A 16,604-nucleotide genomic window follows, 5' to 3' on the forward strand; every position below is an offset into this window, starting at 1 on the left:
TTTATACTCTCTTTTGAAGGTAGAATGTACAAAAAATACTTTTCTTGTCTACAATGTTAGATAGGAGTATTTTTTTAATTGGATTTCACGATGAGTTCACAAGAAGGACACAAAACGTGACTATACTGAAAATACGAATTCACCAGAGAGGGGAAATAAAACATGGGATATTACGACGGACCAAATTTAAATGAAGAGCATAGTGAAACGAGAGAAGTGAGAAAATCAGGTAGTAAAAAAGGCTATTTCTTCACAGGTTTAGTGGGAGCTGTAGTCGGAGCGGTTTCGATTAGTTTTGCAGCACCATATATGCCATGGGCTCAAAATAATGGAGCACCAGTATCATCATTTAGTTCGGATTCAAAAGTAGAAGGTACTGTAGTTCCTGTTGTAAATAAAGCGAAAAATGAAACTGATTTACCTGGTATGATTGAAGGAGCGAAAGATGTTGTTGTAGGCGTTATTAATATGCAACAAAGCGTTGATCCATTTGCAATGCAACCGACAGGTCAAGAACAACAAGCTGGTTCAGGATCAGGTGTTATTTATAAAAAAGCAGGAAATAAAGCATATATTGTAACAAACAACCACGTAGTAGATGGAGCGAATAAACTTGCTGTAAAGCTAAGTGATGGTAAAAAGGTAGATGCAAAGTTAGTAGGGAAAGATCCTTGGTTAGACTTAGCTGTTGTTGAAATTGATGGGGCTAATGTAAATAAAGTTGCAACTTTAGGTGACTCAAGTAAACTTCGTGCGGGTGAAAAAGCGATTGCAATCGGTAACCCACTTGGATTTGACGGAAGTGTAACGGAAGGTATAATCAGTAGTAAAGAACGCGAAATCCCAGTTGATATTGATGGGGATAAACGCCCAGATTGGCAAGCACAAGTTATTCAAACAGATGCAGCGATTAATCCTGGTAACAGTGGTGGTGCATTATTTAACCAAAACGGTGAAATAATTGGGATTAATTCAAGTAAAATTGCACAACAAGAAGTTGAAGGAATTGGATTTGCTATTCCAATTAATATCGCAAAGCCAGTTATTGAATCACTTGAAAAAGACGGAGTAGTAAAACGTCCAGCTCTTGGAGTAGGTGTCGTTTCGTTAGAAGATGTGCAAGCTTATGCAGTCAATCAATTGAAAGTACCGAAAGAAGTAACTAATGGTGTTGTATTAGGTAAAATTTACCCAATATCACCGGCAGAAAAAGCTGGTTTAGAGCAATATGATATTGTCGTAGCATTAGATGATCAAAAAGTAGAAAATTCACTTCAATTCCGTAAATATTTATATGAAAAGAAAAAAGTAGGCGAGAAAGTAGAAGTCACATTCTACCGTAACGGTCAAAAAATGACGAAAACAGCTACTTTAGCAGATAATTCAGCTACAAAGAATCAATAATCGAAATAAAAGAAAGTCTCTTTCATATTGAAAGAGACTTTCTTTATCGGCTATACTAAAGGAATAGGAGGGATTAATTATGACAATTGAAAACCCAACTCGTACGGAAATTGGTGAAGTGTTAAAGAAAAGCAAAACAATTGCGGTTGTTGGATTATCAGATAAGCCAGAACGTACATCGTATATGGTTTCAAAAGCAATGCAAGATGCTGGATACCGCATTATTCCAGTTAATCCAACAGTAAATGAGGTGCTTGGAGAAAAGGCAGTTTCTTCACTAAAGGATATTAAGGAACACGTTGACATTGTAAATGTATTTCGTCGCTCAGAGTTTTTAATGGATGTTGCAAAAGAATTTGTCGAGATTGATGCAGATGTTTTTTGGGCACAATTAGGAGTACAAGATGAAGATACATATAAACTTTTAAAAGAAAAAGACTATACTGTAATAATGGATCGTTGTATTAAAGTAGAACATGCGATGACAAAATAGTATAGACTTAAAGTTAGAAAGATTGATTCAGCCCTCATTATAGATAAGTAGGGCCGATGAACGAGGTGTTCATCATGAGATTTTTTAAAGGCTGTTTTTGGGGATTGTTATTTGTAATCCCATTTTGGATTTTGATCATTTGGATCATAATAAAGGTTTGGAATGTGTAATCTTGGAATACATATCCATTTCTCGTTGACAAACGATTATTTTTCTGAAATAGTAGCCTAGAGGAATCCTTGTGAGAAAACAAGGATTTTTCTATTGAAAATGGTATATAAAAGAGATAAGATAACTTGCCAAAACTATAGTCGAGGCGTTATTCTATAATAGAAACATATGTTCTGATTTTGGATTAGGAAAGGGGCAAGGAGTTTGGTGAAGCATCAGTTCCAATATAATGAAGATGCGATTCAAGTGTTAGAAGGACTTGAAGCCGTTCGAAAACGCCCGGGTATGTATATCGGGAGTACGGATAGCCGTGGATTGCATCATTTAGTATATGAAATAGTAGATAACTCCGTTGACGAGGCGTTAGCGGGATTTGGCGACGAAATTTCTGTCGTAATACATAAAGATAATAGTATTAGCGTTATAGATAAAGGGCGAGGAATGCCTACGGGAATGCATAAACTTGGGAAACCTACACCTGAAGTTATTTTAACTGTACTTCATGCAGGTGGTAAGTTTGGTCAAGGTGGCTATAAAACGAGTGGTGGTTTACACGGTGTTGGGGCATCAGTTGTAAACGCCTTGTCAGAATGGTTAGTAGTAACAATTAAACGTGATGGTAACATTTATGAACAACGCTTTGAAAATGGTGGCGTTCCTGCAACAACGTTAGAGAAAATCGGGAAAACAAAAGAGTCTGGTACAACAATGCATTTCAAACCAGATACAACGATTTTTAGTACGACAAATTACAATTATGAAACATTATGTGAGAGATTACGTGAATCTGCATTCTTATTAAAAGGAATGAAAATCTCAATAAAAGACGAACGTAATGATTTAGAAGATATATTTCATTATGAAACAGGAATTGAAGCTTTCGTTTCATATTTAAACGAAGAAAAAGATTCAATTCACCCGGTTGTATATTTCACTGGTGAACAAAACGGGATTGAAGCAGAACTAGCATTCCAGTTTAATGATGGTTACTCAGAAAATATTCTTTCGTTTGTAAATAACGTACGTACAAAAGATGGTGGAACACACGAAGCTGGATTTAAAACAGCAATGACGCGTGTGTTCAATGAGTATGCTCGTAAAGTTTCATTATTAAAAGAAAAAGATAAAAATTTAGAAGGTACAGATATTCGTGAAGGTGTAGCGGCTATCGTTTCTGTACGTGTACCAGAAGAAGTACTGCAGTTTGAAGGACAAACGAAAGGGAAACTTGGTACAAGTGAAGCTCGTTCTTCTATTGATGCCATTGTATCAGAGCATCTAGCTTACTTTTTAGAGGAAAACCCGGATGTAGCTACACTTCTTGTGAGAAAGGCAGTTAAAGCAGCGCAAGCACGTGAGGCTGCTCGTAAAGCGAGAGAAGAAGCACGTAGTGGTAAGAAAAAGAAAAAATCAGAAGGTACTTTAAGCGGGAAGTTAACACCTGCACAATCACGTAACCCTCAGAAAAACGAATTGTATTTAGTAGAGGGTGACTCGGCTGGCGGTTCAGCAAAGCAAGGGCGAGATCGTCGTTTTCAGGCGGTACTACCATTGCGTGGTAAAGTAATTAATACGGAGAAAGCAAAGCTTGCTGATATTTTTAAGAATGAAGAGATTAATACAATTATTTATGCAATTGGCGGCGGTGTAGGAAATGAATTCGCTGTTGAAGATATTAACTACGATAAAGTTGTTATTATGACCGATGCAGATACGGATGGAGCTCATATTCAAGTATTGTTATTAACGTTCTTCTACAGATATATGAAGCCACTTATCGAAGCCGGTAAAGTGTTTATCGCACTTCCTCCTTTATACAAGGTAAGTAAAGGGAAAGGTAAGAGTGAGGTAATTGAATACGCTTGGTCAGATGAGGAATTAGACGGTGTAACGAAAAAAGTTGGCAAAGGCTATATGTTACAACGTTATAAAGGACTTGGTGAAATGAATGCGGATCAATTATGGGAAACAACAATGAATCCTGAAACGCGTACATTAATTCGCGTGAAAATTGATGATGCAGCAAGAGCAGAGCGTCGCGTTACAACATTAATGGGCGATAAAGTAGAACCGCGCCGTAAATGGATTGAACGTAATGTACAGTTTGGTATGCAAGAAGAAGGAAATATTTTAGAAAATGAAATGATTATGGAGACGGAGGTGGAATAACATGCAAGCAGAGAAGTTTCATGACCTCCCGCTTGAAGACGTGTTAGGTGACCGCTTTGCACGTTATAGTAAATATATTATTCAAGATCGTGCACTTCCAGATGCACGTGATGGCTTAAAGCCAGTACAAAGACGTATTTTATATTCTATGTATGTAGAAGGTAATGTACATGATAAAGCGTTTCGTAAATCAGCTAAAACAGTAGGTAATGTTATTGGTAATTATCATCCACATGGAGATTCCTCTGTATATGAAGCAATGGTTCGCTTAAGCCAAACTTGGAAAGTACGTAATGTTTTAGTTGAAATGCATGGTAATAACGGTAGTGTTGATGGGGACCCAGCGGCAGCGATGCGTTATACGGAAGCTCGTTTATCACCAATCGCATCTGAATTATTACGTGATCTTGATAAAGAAACAGTTGAATTCGTGTCAAACTTTGATGATACGAGTGAAGAACCGGTTGTATTACCAGCAGCGTTCCCGAATTTATTAGTAAACGGATCTACAGGAATTTCCGCTGGTTATGCAACAGAAATTCCTCCGCATCATCTTGGAGAAGTTATTGACGCTACAATGATGCGTATTGATAAGCCAAATAGTACTGTTGATGATTTATTAATAGTTATGAAAGGACCAGATTTCCCAACAGGCGGTATTATTCAAGGGATTGATGGTATTAAAAAGGCGTATGAAACAGGAAAAGGTAAAATTATTATTCGCGGAAAAGCAGAAATTGAAACAGTGCGCGGTGGGAAACAACAAATTGTAATCACTGAAATTCCTTACGAAGTGAATAAGGCAAACCTTGTAAAGAAAATGGATGAATTACGTCTAGATAAAAAGTTAGATGGCATTGCTGAAGTACGTGATGAGACGGATCGTACTGGTTTACGAATCGTTGTTGAATTAAAGAAAGAAGTAAACGCCGAAGGTATTTTAAATTATTTATATAAAAATACAGATTTACAAATTCCATATAACTTTAATATGGTAGCGATCAATAATCGCCGTCCAACACTTATGACATTACCGAAAATTTTGGATGCTTATATTGGACATCAAAAAGAGGTTATTACGAGACGTTCACAATATGAATTAAGAAAAGCAGAAAATCGTCAACATATTGTAGAAGGTTTAAAGAAGGCATTATCGATTTTAGACCAAGTAATCGAGACAATTCGAGCTTCAAAAGATAAACGTAATGCGAAAGATAATTTAAGTGCAAAATTTGGCTTTACAGAAGCACAAGCAGAAGCAATTGTATCCTTGCAATTATATCGCTTAACGAATACAGACATTACGGCGTTACAAGAAGAAGCAGATGAGCTTAATAAGAAAATTCTAGAGCTACAGTCAATTTTACAAAGTGAAAAAAGATTACTTCAAGTCATTAAAACTGATTTGAAGAGAGTTAAGAAAACATATAGTGATGATCGCCGTGCTATTATTGAAGAACAAATTGAAGAAATTAAAATAGACGTAGAAGTGATGATTCCACAAGAAGATGTCATCGTTACTGTAACGAAAGAAGGATATGTGAAACGTACTGGATGGCGCTCACATAATGCATCAAACGGCAAAGACTTCGGTATGAAAGAGGGTGACATCTTACTTGAACGATTCGATACGAATACGACTGAAACAGTTCTTTTATTCACAAGTAAAGGGAACTATATATATCTTCCAGTATACGAAATGCCAGATATTCGTTGGAAAGATTTAGGTCAGCACGTTGCAAATATCGTTTCACTCGACCGAGATGAAACGATCATTTGGGTAACGGTTGTACCGAACTTTGAGGAAGAAAAACGATTTATCGTATTTGTAACACGAAATGGTATGATAAAGAAAACAGAATTAAATCAATATAAAGTTCAGCGTTATTCAAGGGCATTCGTTGCTGTAAACTTGAAAAAAGGTGATGAAGTTGTCGATATATTTGCGACAGATGGAACGAGTGATATCGTTCTTGCTACACATGGTGCATATGCACTTATTTTCCATGAAGATGAAGTAAGTCCAGTCGGTGTAAGAGCTGCTGGTGTGAAAGCAATTAATTTAAAAGAAGATGACTATGTCGCTTCTGGTAAACCGTTAAATGGTGACAAAGATCAACTTATTCTCGTAACGCAGCGCGGTGCTGTAAAACGTCTAAAAGCATCAGAAATTGAGAAATCAACGAGGGCGAAACGAGGTCTTGTTATTTTCAAAGAGTTAAAACGTAATCCATACCGCATTGTCGGTATTGAAATTGTTCGGGACGATGAATTAGTTTATATGAAGACAGAAAAAAATATTGTAGAAGAGATTGATCCGAAAGCGTATCGAAATAAAGACCGGTATAGTAATGGTAGCCTAGTGCTAGATGTTAATGATACTGGTGAAGTAGTAGAAACGTGGACGAAAAAACGACCGGAGTAAAGTGAAACTATAATCAGTGGGGATTTTGTTCATCCCCACTGATTATTAGTTGAACCAATCGGACTTTAACGGGCAGTTGGTCTCCCATCTAACTCCTTCGCGGTCGGGAGCCTTACTGCCCGTTAAAGCGGGTTAAAAAAAGCATCTTGCTATGAATAGTAGCAAGATGCTTTTTTCTAGGCAATTTATTATGTAAATAATAATAATCTTGTTATAATAACTGAATGAAATCGTTCTCATAAAGTGAAACTTTAATCAATGGGGATTTTCTTTATCCCCACTGATTATTAGTTGAACCAATCGGGCTTTAACGAGCAGTTGACTCCTCACCTAATTTCTTAGCTTTCGCTGGATTTTGAGTTAGGAATCTTACTGCCCGTTAAAGCGGGACAAATGGAGGGGCAACATGAAAAAAATAGGTGTAGGGATTGTAGGATTTGGTTTTTCTAGTACGACATTTCATATCCCACTATTACAAACAATAGAAGAATATGATATTCGTGCTGTATTATCCTCAAAAGAAGAGGTAGTAAAAGAAACATTACCAAACGCTAATGTTGTTAGTACAATTGATGAATTGGTGAAGCGAGCTGATGTTGACTTAGTTGTTATTACATCACCTAATACAACTCATTTTCCATATGTAAAAGAAGCAATTTTAAACGGTAAGCATGTTGTTGTAGAAAAACCATTTGTTGTTTCAATTGAAGAAGGGGAAGAGCTTATTTCATTAGCAGAGCAGCATAATGTAATGTTAAGCGTATATCATAATCGTCGTTTTGATAATGATTTCTTAACAATTAAGAAATTGTTAGGAGAAAACAGAGTAGGGAATGTATACGCATATGAATCAAATTTTGATCGTTTCCGTCCACATGTGCGTGATCGATGGAGAGAAAAAAATCTACCAGGTTCCGGTATATTATACGATTTAGGATCGCATTTAATTGACCAAGCGTTATCAATATTTGGAAAACCAGATGCGATAAGTGCAGATGTAATAAAACAACGACCAGGTGCAGAGGTGGATGATTATTTCCACATAGTACTGCATTACGGAGCTAAACGTGTCATTTTACGTAGTAGCAGTTATGTGAAAAAAGCTGGACCGCATTTTATAGTGCATGGAGAGAAAGGTTCTATCGTGAAGTACGGTATGGATTCGCAGGAAGAGCAATTAAAAAATGGAATGAAGCCAGGTGATAATGGTTATGGAGTAGACGATGAAGAGAATTTTGCTACTCTAGAAACAGAAGAAAGCTTAGAGCGCATTCCAACAGAAGTCGGTTGTTATGATAATTATTATAAAGGTGTACGAGATAGTATATTAAATGGTGAGAAACTACCTGTAACAGCAAAAGAAGGCTTAGATGTTATTAAACTGATTCAATTAGCGATTGAAAGCAGTGAAAAGGGTAGAGTCATTTCTATAAAATAAAAAAGACACGAAATTCGTGTCTTTTTTATTAGGAATATGTGAATATGATTAATTATTTAGTTTAGTCGTTTATCATACATTAATTGGATTTGTATGCCATAAGGATCTTCAATAATACCATATGCTTCACTAAATATATTTTTTTCTAGGGGAGAGATTATTTTCACATGCTTATCGGAAATTAAATTATTATAAAACCTTTGTATTTCTTCTAAATTAGCGCTTTGAATGCAAAGTGACATGTTATTTCCAACGTTATAACGTTCATTAGGCTTCATTGTATCTTCTGCTATCATTAGCTTTGTATTCCCAATTTGTAAAACAGAGTGAGCAATATGATCTTTATTTTCACTTTTAATTTTAAAAGAACTATCTCTTTTCGCCAGTTCTTCATACGTAACAACCATTAACTTTTTGGCTTCTAAATGACGTGTATAAAAGTTAATCGCCTCCTTTGCTTGCCCATTCATTGAAAGAAAAATAGCTATTTCTAATGTCATAAATATATAACTCCTTTATTAGTTGATAATTATAATATAGATTAAAAGGGTTTCAATACATGACACCTTTTTGGGAGGGAAATATGAAAAAAACGGAACGAATAAATGATATGCTTATTTTCTTAAATAATAAAAGATATTTTAATTTAAAAGATTTAATGGTTAGATATGATATTTCTAAAAGTACCGCTTTGCGAGATATTCAATCATTGGAAGAAATAGGTGTACCCATATATTCTGAATTGGGTAGAAATGGAAGTTATAAAATTATAGAAAATAGTGTTTTATCACCAATTTATTTTAGTGTGGATGAAATGTATGCCTTATATTTTTCAATTCTTACGCTAAATGGATACAAGACAAAACCATTTAATGTAGAAAGTATTGCGCTTGAAAATAAATTTAAACATGTATTACCTGATAATGTGAGTAAAAATATTTCAATTATGGAAAGAACGCTTTCCTTTGAAGTAACAAATCATAGTAATTTTAGTCCGTTCTTAAAAGAAATTTTACAGGGGATTTTTGCTGAGCGAGTTTATCATTTAACATATTTAAAAAAAGGTGAGGAGAAAGCATTGGTTGCCCAATTTATTCGAATAGAATCTAAATTTGGCCAGTGGTATGCTAAAATCTTTAATTTTGAGACGAATAATGTTCAAATAATTAGATGTGATAAAATTCTTTCTATTGTGGAAACGAGCAATATTAATCCAAAAAATCTTGAAGAATTATTAAGTTATCTTACTACTTTTCACAGAAAGCCTGATGCAATTAATTTTAGCGTCATTGTTAATCAAAAAGGAAAAGACATTTTTGATAAAGAGAATTACCCTTCCATGAGGATGCAAAAGGAAAATGAAAATTACATTATAACAGGCTATTTTAACAAGCAAGAATTTGATTTTATTTCAAATTATTTTCTGAATTTCGGTGAAACGATTATTTCAATTCAGCCTGTTATGCTAAAAGAGTTAATCTATAATAAGGTGTTATCTATAAAGAAGCATTTAACTTCTTTAAGATAAAGTTAGTTTTAGACATTTTTTGATATGAAAAAGCCCTTGTGATTTAAATATCCAAAGGGCTTTTTGGTAATTCTATTTGTTCTTTAGAAAAATTATTTTTCTGGGACGGAGAGTCCATAAAAGAACATCGTAACGATATCTTGTATATGTTTTTCACGATCTCCTTCAAGAAGTTGTGCTCCAAATTCATCACCTAATTTTGTAAACATTTGAATGTAAAGTAACATCATTTCTTTAGTAAGGTGAGGATTAATTTCGTTTTTGCGCTGCGCTCGTTCTAATATTTCTAAATACCAGGGCAGGATTTTTTCATTTTGATAACTATAAATAAACTTCCGGAGTTCTTCGTCCCTTTGCATCATTTGTAGTAACATATCAGGTTGAAATAACCCGCCAGTATTCATTTTTCTTACAATCATTTTTTGCATCATATCATGAAAAGGTAATTTTTCTTCTGCAAGCTCTTTATAATATTGAAATTCAGATATGATAAATTCTTGTATAAGCTCCCTAAATAACGCATCTTTACTTCCGAAATGATTATAAATTGTAACTTGAGAAACGTTCGCTTCTTTTGCGATATGTTCTATTTTCACTTCATTAAATCCACGTTCTGAAAATAATACGAATGCTGCTTCTTTAATGGCACGTTTTTTCTTTTCTTTTACTCTTTCAAATCCGTTCAATGCAATCACCTGTTATGAAGTGACCTTTGTCAATAGTTTTTCACCCATAATATTTTTCTTGATGGCATACAAAAGCTTCAGAAATAAGATCTATCGACAGTTAACCACTCTGTTATTCGTGGATTGGTTACCTCAGGTTAATGGTTCGTCGTTAGGCTCTTATAATCTCACTGCGTGGATCACACCTTTTCAAATTCTAATAAATAGCTTGTTTATCAGAATTTCAGCCATGCCAGAAGAGGTGAGTCATAGATAGCCAGACCTGTAATTCACTATCTCTGAAGCTCATCTATGCCATCAATTGATACCTTTGATTTCTAACTATGAATCAATCAACTTCATATCCTTCCCTCTTTATTTTCGGTGAATTTTACCTGTTTCTAATCCCCATATAAAACACCCCAGTTCTCTTGCGATAGCTGTAACGGCAACATTTCTAGGCTTCCCTTGATATATCATGCGATAATATTTTCTTTGTAACCTTTCTACAGCCTGATCCGCATAAGCAATCACTTCGCTTCGTTGCCCTTTTTGTCTTGCTTTCACTCGCTTCGATTTTAATCCGATTGCTCCTTTTACCAACGCATTTGCACATTCTACAAGAGTAGACCTAACGGTCGAATTTCCTTGTTTTGTAATCGAACGTCGACTGATTTTCTCTCCACTTGAGCTTTCGCTTGGCGTCAATCCTACATAAGCCATAAATGCTTTAGCCGTGGGAAAACGAGTGAAGTCTGCAATTTCCACATGAACAGTCATTGCCGATGTTGTATCTATACCTTTTAAGCATCTTAACTTTGCGATTGGTTCTTCGTACCTTTCACGATGAGATAATTCTTCTAATCTCAAACTGAACCGCTCAATTTTATCGACTAGAACATCATACTGTAATAGGTATTCGCCTAACGTTTCTTTGAATAATCCTTGTAGATCAAGATTCTTTAACCATTTCATATAAGCGATTGTCCAGCTTGATTTCCCTTCATACACATAGCCATGTCTTAAAAGGAATGCTTTTATCTGTTGTTTTATTTTTTTCAAAGATGTTTTAAAATCACCTAACATGCGGATATACTCTTTCACGGCAACATCCTCTTCTTCTGGAACATATACTTCTTTATAGGTGCCATTTGCTAAATTAAGAGCAATCATTTTGGCATCGAATTTATCATTTTTCACCATTTTGTTTTTTGATGAACTGTACATTGTTGTGGGAGCTAAAATATCACAATCAATTCCATTTTGTTCAAGAAGATTATGAAGTGAATACCCTAAACAACCAGCCTCATATCCAGCTTTAATTTTTATATCTTCACCATATTTTGTTTTCAGTTTCTCAACGAATTTTTTTACGAGAGATACATTTGAAGCACATCGTGCTTCTCTTACAATTTCCCCAGTTGTTCCGTGTAGTGCACATAAGCTAAAACTTTCCTTGTGGACATCCATCCCAATATATATTATATTTTCCATAGTGGCCTCCTATTATCATAGGGTATAACCCCATTCATAATGTTTTCATTCATTATTATGGGTTAAAATCCCTGACTTGATAATCTAGGAGGTCACTTCATATTATCTCACTTAAAATATACAAGAAAAAATAATGGAAAACAATAATTTTGAAATATGGACTAATAAATATTTCAAAAAGTTGTTGCGAATATGAAAGATGAGGAGTACAATGATTTTGAAATATCACATATTAAATATTTCAAAAAATGAGGTGGAATTATGATTTCAGTTCAGGATGTCACAAAACAGTTTTCGAATGGAAAAGGTTTGTTTCATATTACATTTGATGTAAAAGAGGGAGAAGTATTCGGTTATTTAGGACCGAATGGTGCCGGGAAATCAACGACGATTCGTAATTTAATGGGATTTATAAAACCGACAGCTGGTAAAGCGACAATTTTTGGATTAGATTGTTGGAATGAAGCAGCGAAAATTCAAAGGGAAGTTGGTTATCTACCGGGTGAAATTTCTTTTATTGAAGGAATGAACGGATTAGAGTTTTTAAAATTAATGCAAGGAATGCGTGGATTAAAGGATACGAAAAGACGAGATGAACTGATAGATCGTCTGCAATTTGATGTGAAAACACCGATTCGCAAAATGTCTAAAGGAATGAAGCAAAAAGTGGGGATAGTTGCTGCATTTATGCACGATCCAGAGGTGTTAATTTTAGATGAACCAACATCTGGACTTGATCCACTTATGCAGCAAGTATTTATAGAATTAATATTAGAGGAAAAGCAAAGAGGAAAAACAATCCTAATGTCATCACATATTTTCACTGAAATTGAGCGTACGTGTGATCGAGTAGCGATTATTAAAGATGGTCGACTCGTAACGGTTGAAAATATTCACGATTTACAAAGTATGAGACGACAGGTAATAGATGTAACCGTATCATCGCAAGAAGAGATTGAATCTCTTACAAAGTGTAATTTGCAATTTGAAGTGGTAAAAGGTAGAGAGGCATCTATCATTGTACAAGGAAACTATCAAACTGTTTTACAAACAATTTCAAACTATAATGTAACGGCACTTCAAACGAGAGCGATGGATTTAGAACATTTATTTATGCATTATTACGATAAGAAAGAAGGGGTAACGCATGAATAAGCAATTATTTTTAGCTAGTTTGAAAGAAACACAAAAAAATATTTTGAGTTATGCGTTTGGTGCGGCTTTATATTTGTGGTTATTAATTTGGATATTCCCGTCAATGGTATCAGCGAAAGGGCTAAATGAACTAATAGCTGCCATGCCTGATAGTGTGAAAAAAATCGTTGGTATGGAAAGTCCGATTCAAAACGTAATGGATTTTTTAGCTGGTGAATACTATAGTCTATTGTTTATTATCATTTTAACAATTTTTTGTGTAACAGTTGCAACACATTTAATTGCTCGTCATGTAGATAAAGGAGCAATGGCATACTTGTTAGCAACACCTGTATCTAGAGTGGAAATTGCTATTACACAAGCTGCTGTTCTCATATTGGGACTTCTGATTATTGTATCTGTTACGTATGTAGCTGGGTTAGTAGGTGCAGAATGGTTTTTACAAGATAATAACTTAAATAAAGAATTATTTTTGAAGATAAATGTAGTCGGAGGGCTCATATTTTTAGTCGTTAGTGCGTATTCATTTTTCTTTTCTTGTATATGTAATGACGAAAGAAAGGCACTAAGTTATTCAGCGAGTTTAACTATCTTATTTTTCGTATTGGATATGGTAGGTAAATTAAGTGATAAGTTAGAGTGGATGAGAAGTCTATCATTATTCACGCTGTTTCATCCGAAAGAAATTGCTGAAGGAACGTATAATATATGGCCGGTAAGTATAGGTTTAACTGCTGGAGCACTTTGTATTTTCATAGTAGCAATTGTAGTTTTTAAGAAGAGGGATTTACCGTTGTAAAGTAGAAAGTCCACTGAGAAAGTGGGCTTTTTTTATTTGTAAATTAAATCTAGTATGTTTATTACATAACACTTATAAAGGATATTTATCTTTTTATTTACAAAAATATTCAAAAAAATGAACCTTTTCCTAGGTTCCTACGTCTAATACATGTAAAGTTAAATTTGAAGTGAGGATGAAACAGGAGGAGCAATTGTGAAAGTAATCCCTTTATATAAAATGATTATAAAAGAAGAAACCGATGTTTCTTTAGCGAAAAAAGGCGATCATGAAGCCTTTATAACGCTTATACATACAGAAAAAGTGAAGATGTATCGAATAGCAAAGGCGATGTTACGTGATGAGACAAATATAGAGGACGCGATACAGACAACAATTTTAAAAGCTTATGAAAATATAAAAAAACTAAAAAAAGAAGAGTTTTTTCAAACTTGGTTAATTCGAATTTTAATGAATGAGTGTAACAATATTATTAGAGCGTATAAAAATGTAATTGTGACAGAAGAGAATGATTACAATATGAGTGCGTGTGATCAGTATGAAGATATAGATTTGTATAATGCGATTCAATCGTTACATGAAGAATTAAGAGCTGTTACGGTGCTTTATTACTATGAAGATATGAATCAAGATAGTATTGCGAAGCTGTTAGAAATACCGAAAGGAACAGTGAAATCAAGATTATCGCGTGCGAGGGAACAACTACAAAAACGATTAAAGATGGAATAGGGGGTGTAAAGGGTGGATAGTGAAAAATTATTTGATGAGAAATTAAAAAAGAGAATAAAAAATGAAAATGTTATAGTACCTCCAGAGTTAAATGAGAAGATTAATGGTACACTACATAATCTTCAGGTAAAAAAGAAGAGTTACAAAATCCATATGATGATAATTAGTGCAGCGGTTTGTATACTTTCAGTGGTATCTATGTCTGAGTTTTCTATACAAAGTTTTGCGCAAAACGGTGGAGTATTTGAATATGTAAAGAAAAAAGCGTTTTCTGATTATGAAAATGAAGAAGAAATAAAATCAAATGTACATTATCCAGATAAAGAAAAGATTCATCAAAAGATGCTAGATTCTATTGATTATTTTAAAAATAGTTCAGGACAATTTGAGGAATATTCTAGCTCATCAAGAATTGCTACAACATATAAGTATGCAATTGATACGGAAAAACAAAGAGGTATCTCTTCGAAAGAAGATAAACTAGCGAAAAAACGAACAATTATATATAACGAGGGCAAGAAAAAAGAGTTTGATGATGAGAAGTATACCTATAAAGAGACAAAATGGAACCCGAAAGAAAGAAACAATGAATTATTAAAGTTAAATCCTACGGAAAGGTTATTGAGAAAATCAGGTGAAAAAAAGCGATATGATGATGAATATGTAGGACTAGCGAAATATAGTATTCAATCAGAATTCGCAGATTTGTTAATTCGATATAAAGATTGGAATTATAAAGAAACGAAATATCTTGGATTAGATTGTTACAAAATTGAAGGAGTCATCAATATAGAGATGCCTGTTAGCACCTCTGAAGATTTAAGAGGGAAATTCGAAATGGTTGTGGAGAAAAATACAGGGATTATGTTGAAATTTCTTAGTTTTCAAGAAGGCTTGATTCAATATTCACTTACGACAGAATGGATACAAATAGATAAGGGATTGAAAGAAAGTATGTTTCAAAAGGATAGCGCTAAATATGAAAAACATATTGGATGAATAGAAACAGGAGGAGAGTAAATGGGGAATCATTCATCTTTAAGAGAAGAGAAAAATAAGCAAAAATATAAAAAGAAAACGATAATAAGTTTACTACTAGCGGTATTGCTATTTGGTGGAATTGGCTATGGAGCCTATGTATATATGAAAACTTCTAGTCTCGTACAAAAATCTAATTTGAATTTAGCACGAGGTGAAAAATCCAATTTACGTGAGAAATCTGTAAAGCCAATTGCAAATCATGTTTCACTTTTAATTATGGGAATTGATGAAAATCAAGAACGACAAAAGGAGTATAATGGTGCATTTCATACAGATGCATTATTGTTAGCGACTTTTAATAAAGACGATAAAACAGTGAAATTAACGAGCATACCGCGTGATACATATACATACGTTCCAGTTGAAAAGAAAAAAGATAAAATAACCCATGCATATGGAAGTGGTTTCGTTAAAAATGGTAAAGATGGAGGACCGCAAGCTTCTGTGGAAGCGGTAGAAAAATTGTTACAAGTGCCCGTTGATTATTTTGTGAAATTTAATTTTGGTTCCTTTACTAAAATTGTTGATGGGTTAGATGGTATTGAAGTAGATGTCCCAGTTGAATTTACGGAGCAAAATAGTAAAGATGAACCTGATGCGATTCATTTGAAAAAAGGATTGCAAAAATTAAATGGGGAAGAAGCACTTGCACTAGCAAGAACGCGCCATATTGATAGTGATGCGATGAGAGGGCAGAGGCAACAACTTGTTATTGAATCGATTTTAAGTAAATTAAAAAGTGTAGGATCGATTACGAAGCTAGAAAAAATAGTTGAGGCAGTTGACGACGATTTTAAAACAAACTTAGTAATGGATGATATTTTATCTTTTTATAAATACGGTTTAAACGGTTCAGTTGAAAAAATACAACTAGCTGGTGATGATTTATATTTACCTAATGGTCCAAATGGGCAACGTGTATATTATTATAATCCTAATAAAAAAGATTTGCAGAGTTTGAGTAATACTCTTAGAACACATCTAGGGTTAAGTGAAAAGCAAATTGAGGAGAATTAAAGCAGACGTAATGTCTGCTTTTTATTGTGTATAATAGTATGTCATTTATTCTTAAATGTTATATACTATTTTCGAA

Annotated in this window: 14 protein-coding genes; 11 read left to right on the plus strand and 3 right to left on the minus strand. The window is 34.2% G+C overall.

The features are described from left to right. The first annotated feature begins 162 nt into the window (after positions 1-162). The 5 genes from MHI28_RS29235 (at position 163) to MHI28_RS29255 (ending at position 8,100) form a co-directional block, all read left to right on the plus strand. Positions 163-1,404 (plus strand): S1C family serine protease, encoded by a 1,242-nt coding sequence (locus MHI28_RS29235; RefSeq protein ID WP_000542642.1) that lies wholly within the window; start codon positions 163-165, stop codon positions 1,402-1,404. Between the two features lie 79 nt (positions 1,405-1,483). After that, a complete protein-coding gene (locus MHI28_RS29240) occupies positions 1,484-1,897 on the plus strand; it encodes a CoA-binding protein (protein ID WP_000151394.1) in 414 nt (137 codons plus the stop codon). Between the two features lie 375 nt (positions 1,898-2,272). Beyond that, entirely contained in the window at positions 2,273-4,237 is a 1,965-nt protein-coding gene (gene parE / locus MHI28_RS29245; protein ID WP_340828412.1) for a DNA topoisomerase IV subunit B, read from the plus strand. Position 4,238: 1 nt separating this feature from the next. Continuing rightward, entirely contained in the window at positions 4,239-6,662 is a 2,424-nt protein-coding gene (gene parC, locus MHI28_RS29250; protein ID WP_340828413.1) for a DNA topoisomerase IV subunit A, read from the plus strand. Positions 6,663-7,068: 406 nt separating this feature from the next. After that, positions 7,069-8,100, plus strand: a complete 1,032-nt coding sequence (locus MHI28_RS29255) for an oxidoreductase (protein ID WP_000719768.1) — start codon at positions 7,069-7,071, stop codon at positions 8,098-8,100. A gap of 56 nt (positions 8,101-8,156) precedes the next feature. Here the strand turns inward: MHI28_RS29255 and MHI28_RS29260 are convergent, their stop codons facing one another. Next, positions 8,157-8,600, minus strand: coding sequence for a VOC family protein (locus MHI28_RS29260; protein ID WP_000171340.1), 444 nt, complete (start codon positions 8,598-8,600; stop codon positions 8,157-8,159). Between the two features lie 59 nt (positions 8,601-8,659). Between MHI28_RS29260 and MHI28_RS29265 the strand changes: the two genes are divergently transcribed. Continuing rightward, a complete protein-coding gene (locus MHI28_RS29265) occupies positions 8,660-9,628 on the plus strand; it encodes a helix-turn-helix transcriptional regulator (RefSeq protein WP_000187494.1) in 969 nt (322 codons plus the stop codon). A 92-nt stretch (positions 9,629-9,720) separates the two neighbouring features. On the opposite strand, the gene MHI28_RS29270 is transcribed toward MHI28_RS29265, so the two are convergent. Then, entirely contained in the window at positions 9,721-10,323 is a 603-nt protein-coding gene (locus MHI28_RS29270) for a TetR/AcrR family transcriptional regulator (RefSeq protein ID WP_003309799.1), read from the minus strand. Between the two features lie 345 nt (positions 10,324-10,668). Then, positions 10,669-11,787 carry an IS110 family transposase gene (locus MHI28_RS29275; protein WP_277548338.1) on the minus strand — a complete coding sequence of 373 codons (1,119 nt, stop codon included), beginning with the start codon at positions 11,785-11,787 and terminating at the stop codon, positions 10,669-10,671. A gap of 261 nt (positions 11,788-12,048) precedes the next feature. Here MHI28_RS29275 and MHI28_RS29280 point away from each other — a divergent pair, with 261 nt between their 5' ends. The 5 genes from MHI28_RS29280 to MHI28_RS29300 all read left to right on the plus strand — a co-directional run bounded on the left by MHI28_RS29280 (position 12,049) and on the right by MHI28_RS29300 (position 16,528). Beyond that, positions 12,049-12,942: an ABC transporter ATP-binding protein gene (locus MHI28_RS29280; RefSeq protein WP_000626561.1), complete on the plus strand. Its 894-nt coding sequence runs from the start codon at positions 12,049-12,051 to the stop codon at positions 12,940-12,942. Continuing rightward, on the plus strand, positions 12,935-13,741 hold the full coding sequence (locus MHI28_RS29285; RefSeq protein WP_001041417.1) for an ABC transporter permease subunit: 807 nt from the start codon (positions 12,935-12,937) through the stop codon (positions 13,739-13,741). Before MHI28_RS29280 ends, MHI28_RS29285 begins: the two co-directional genes overlap by 8 nt. Before the next feature lie 195 nt (positions 13,742-13,936). After that, the gene (locus MHI28_RS29290; RefSeq protein ID WP_000864724.1) at positions 13,937-14,470 is read left to right on the plus strand and encodes an RNA polymerase sigma factor; all 534 of its coding nucleotides are present in this window, start codon (positions 13,937-13,939) and stop codon (positions 14,468-14,470) included. A gap of 12 nt (positions 14,471-14,482) precedes the next feature. Then, positions 14,483-15,469, plus strand: coding sequence for a hypothetical protein (locus MHI28_RS29295; protein ID WP_000376636.1), 987 nt, complete (start codon positions 14,483-14,485; stop codon positions 15,467-15,469). A gap of 21 nt (positions 15,470-15,490) precedes the next feature. Next, the gene (locus MHI28_RS29300) at positions 15,491-16,528 is read left to right on the plus strand and encodes an LCP family protein (protein ID WP_000526731.1); all 1,038 of its coding nucleotides are present in this window, start codon (positions 15,491-15,493) and stop codon (positions 16,526-16,528) included. Positions 16,529-16,604: the final 76 nt, after the last annotated feature.

The organism is Bacillus sp. FSL K6-0268 (assembly GCF_038005425.1).
GTDB classification, from domain to species: domain Bacteria; phylum Bacillota; class Bacilli; order Bacillales; family Bacillaceae_G; genus Bacillus_A; species Bacillus_A thuringiensis_S.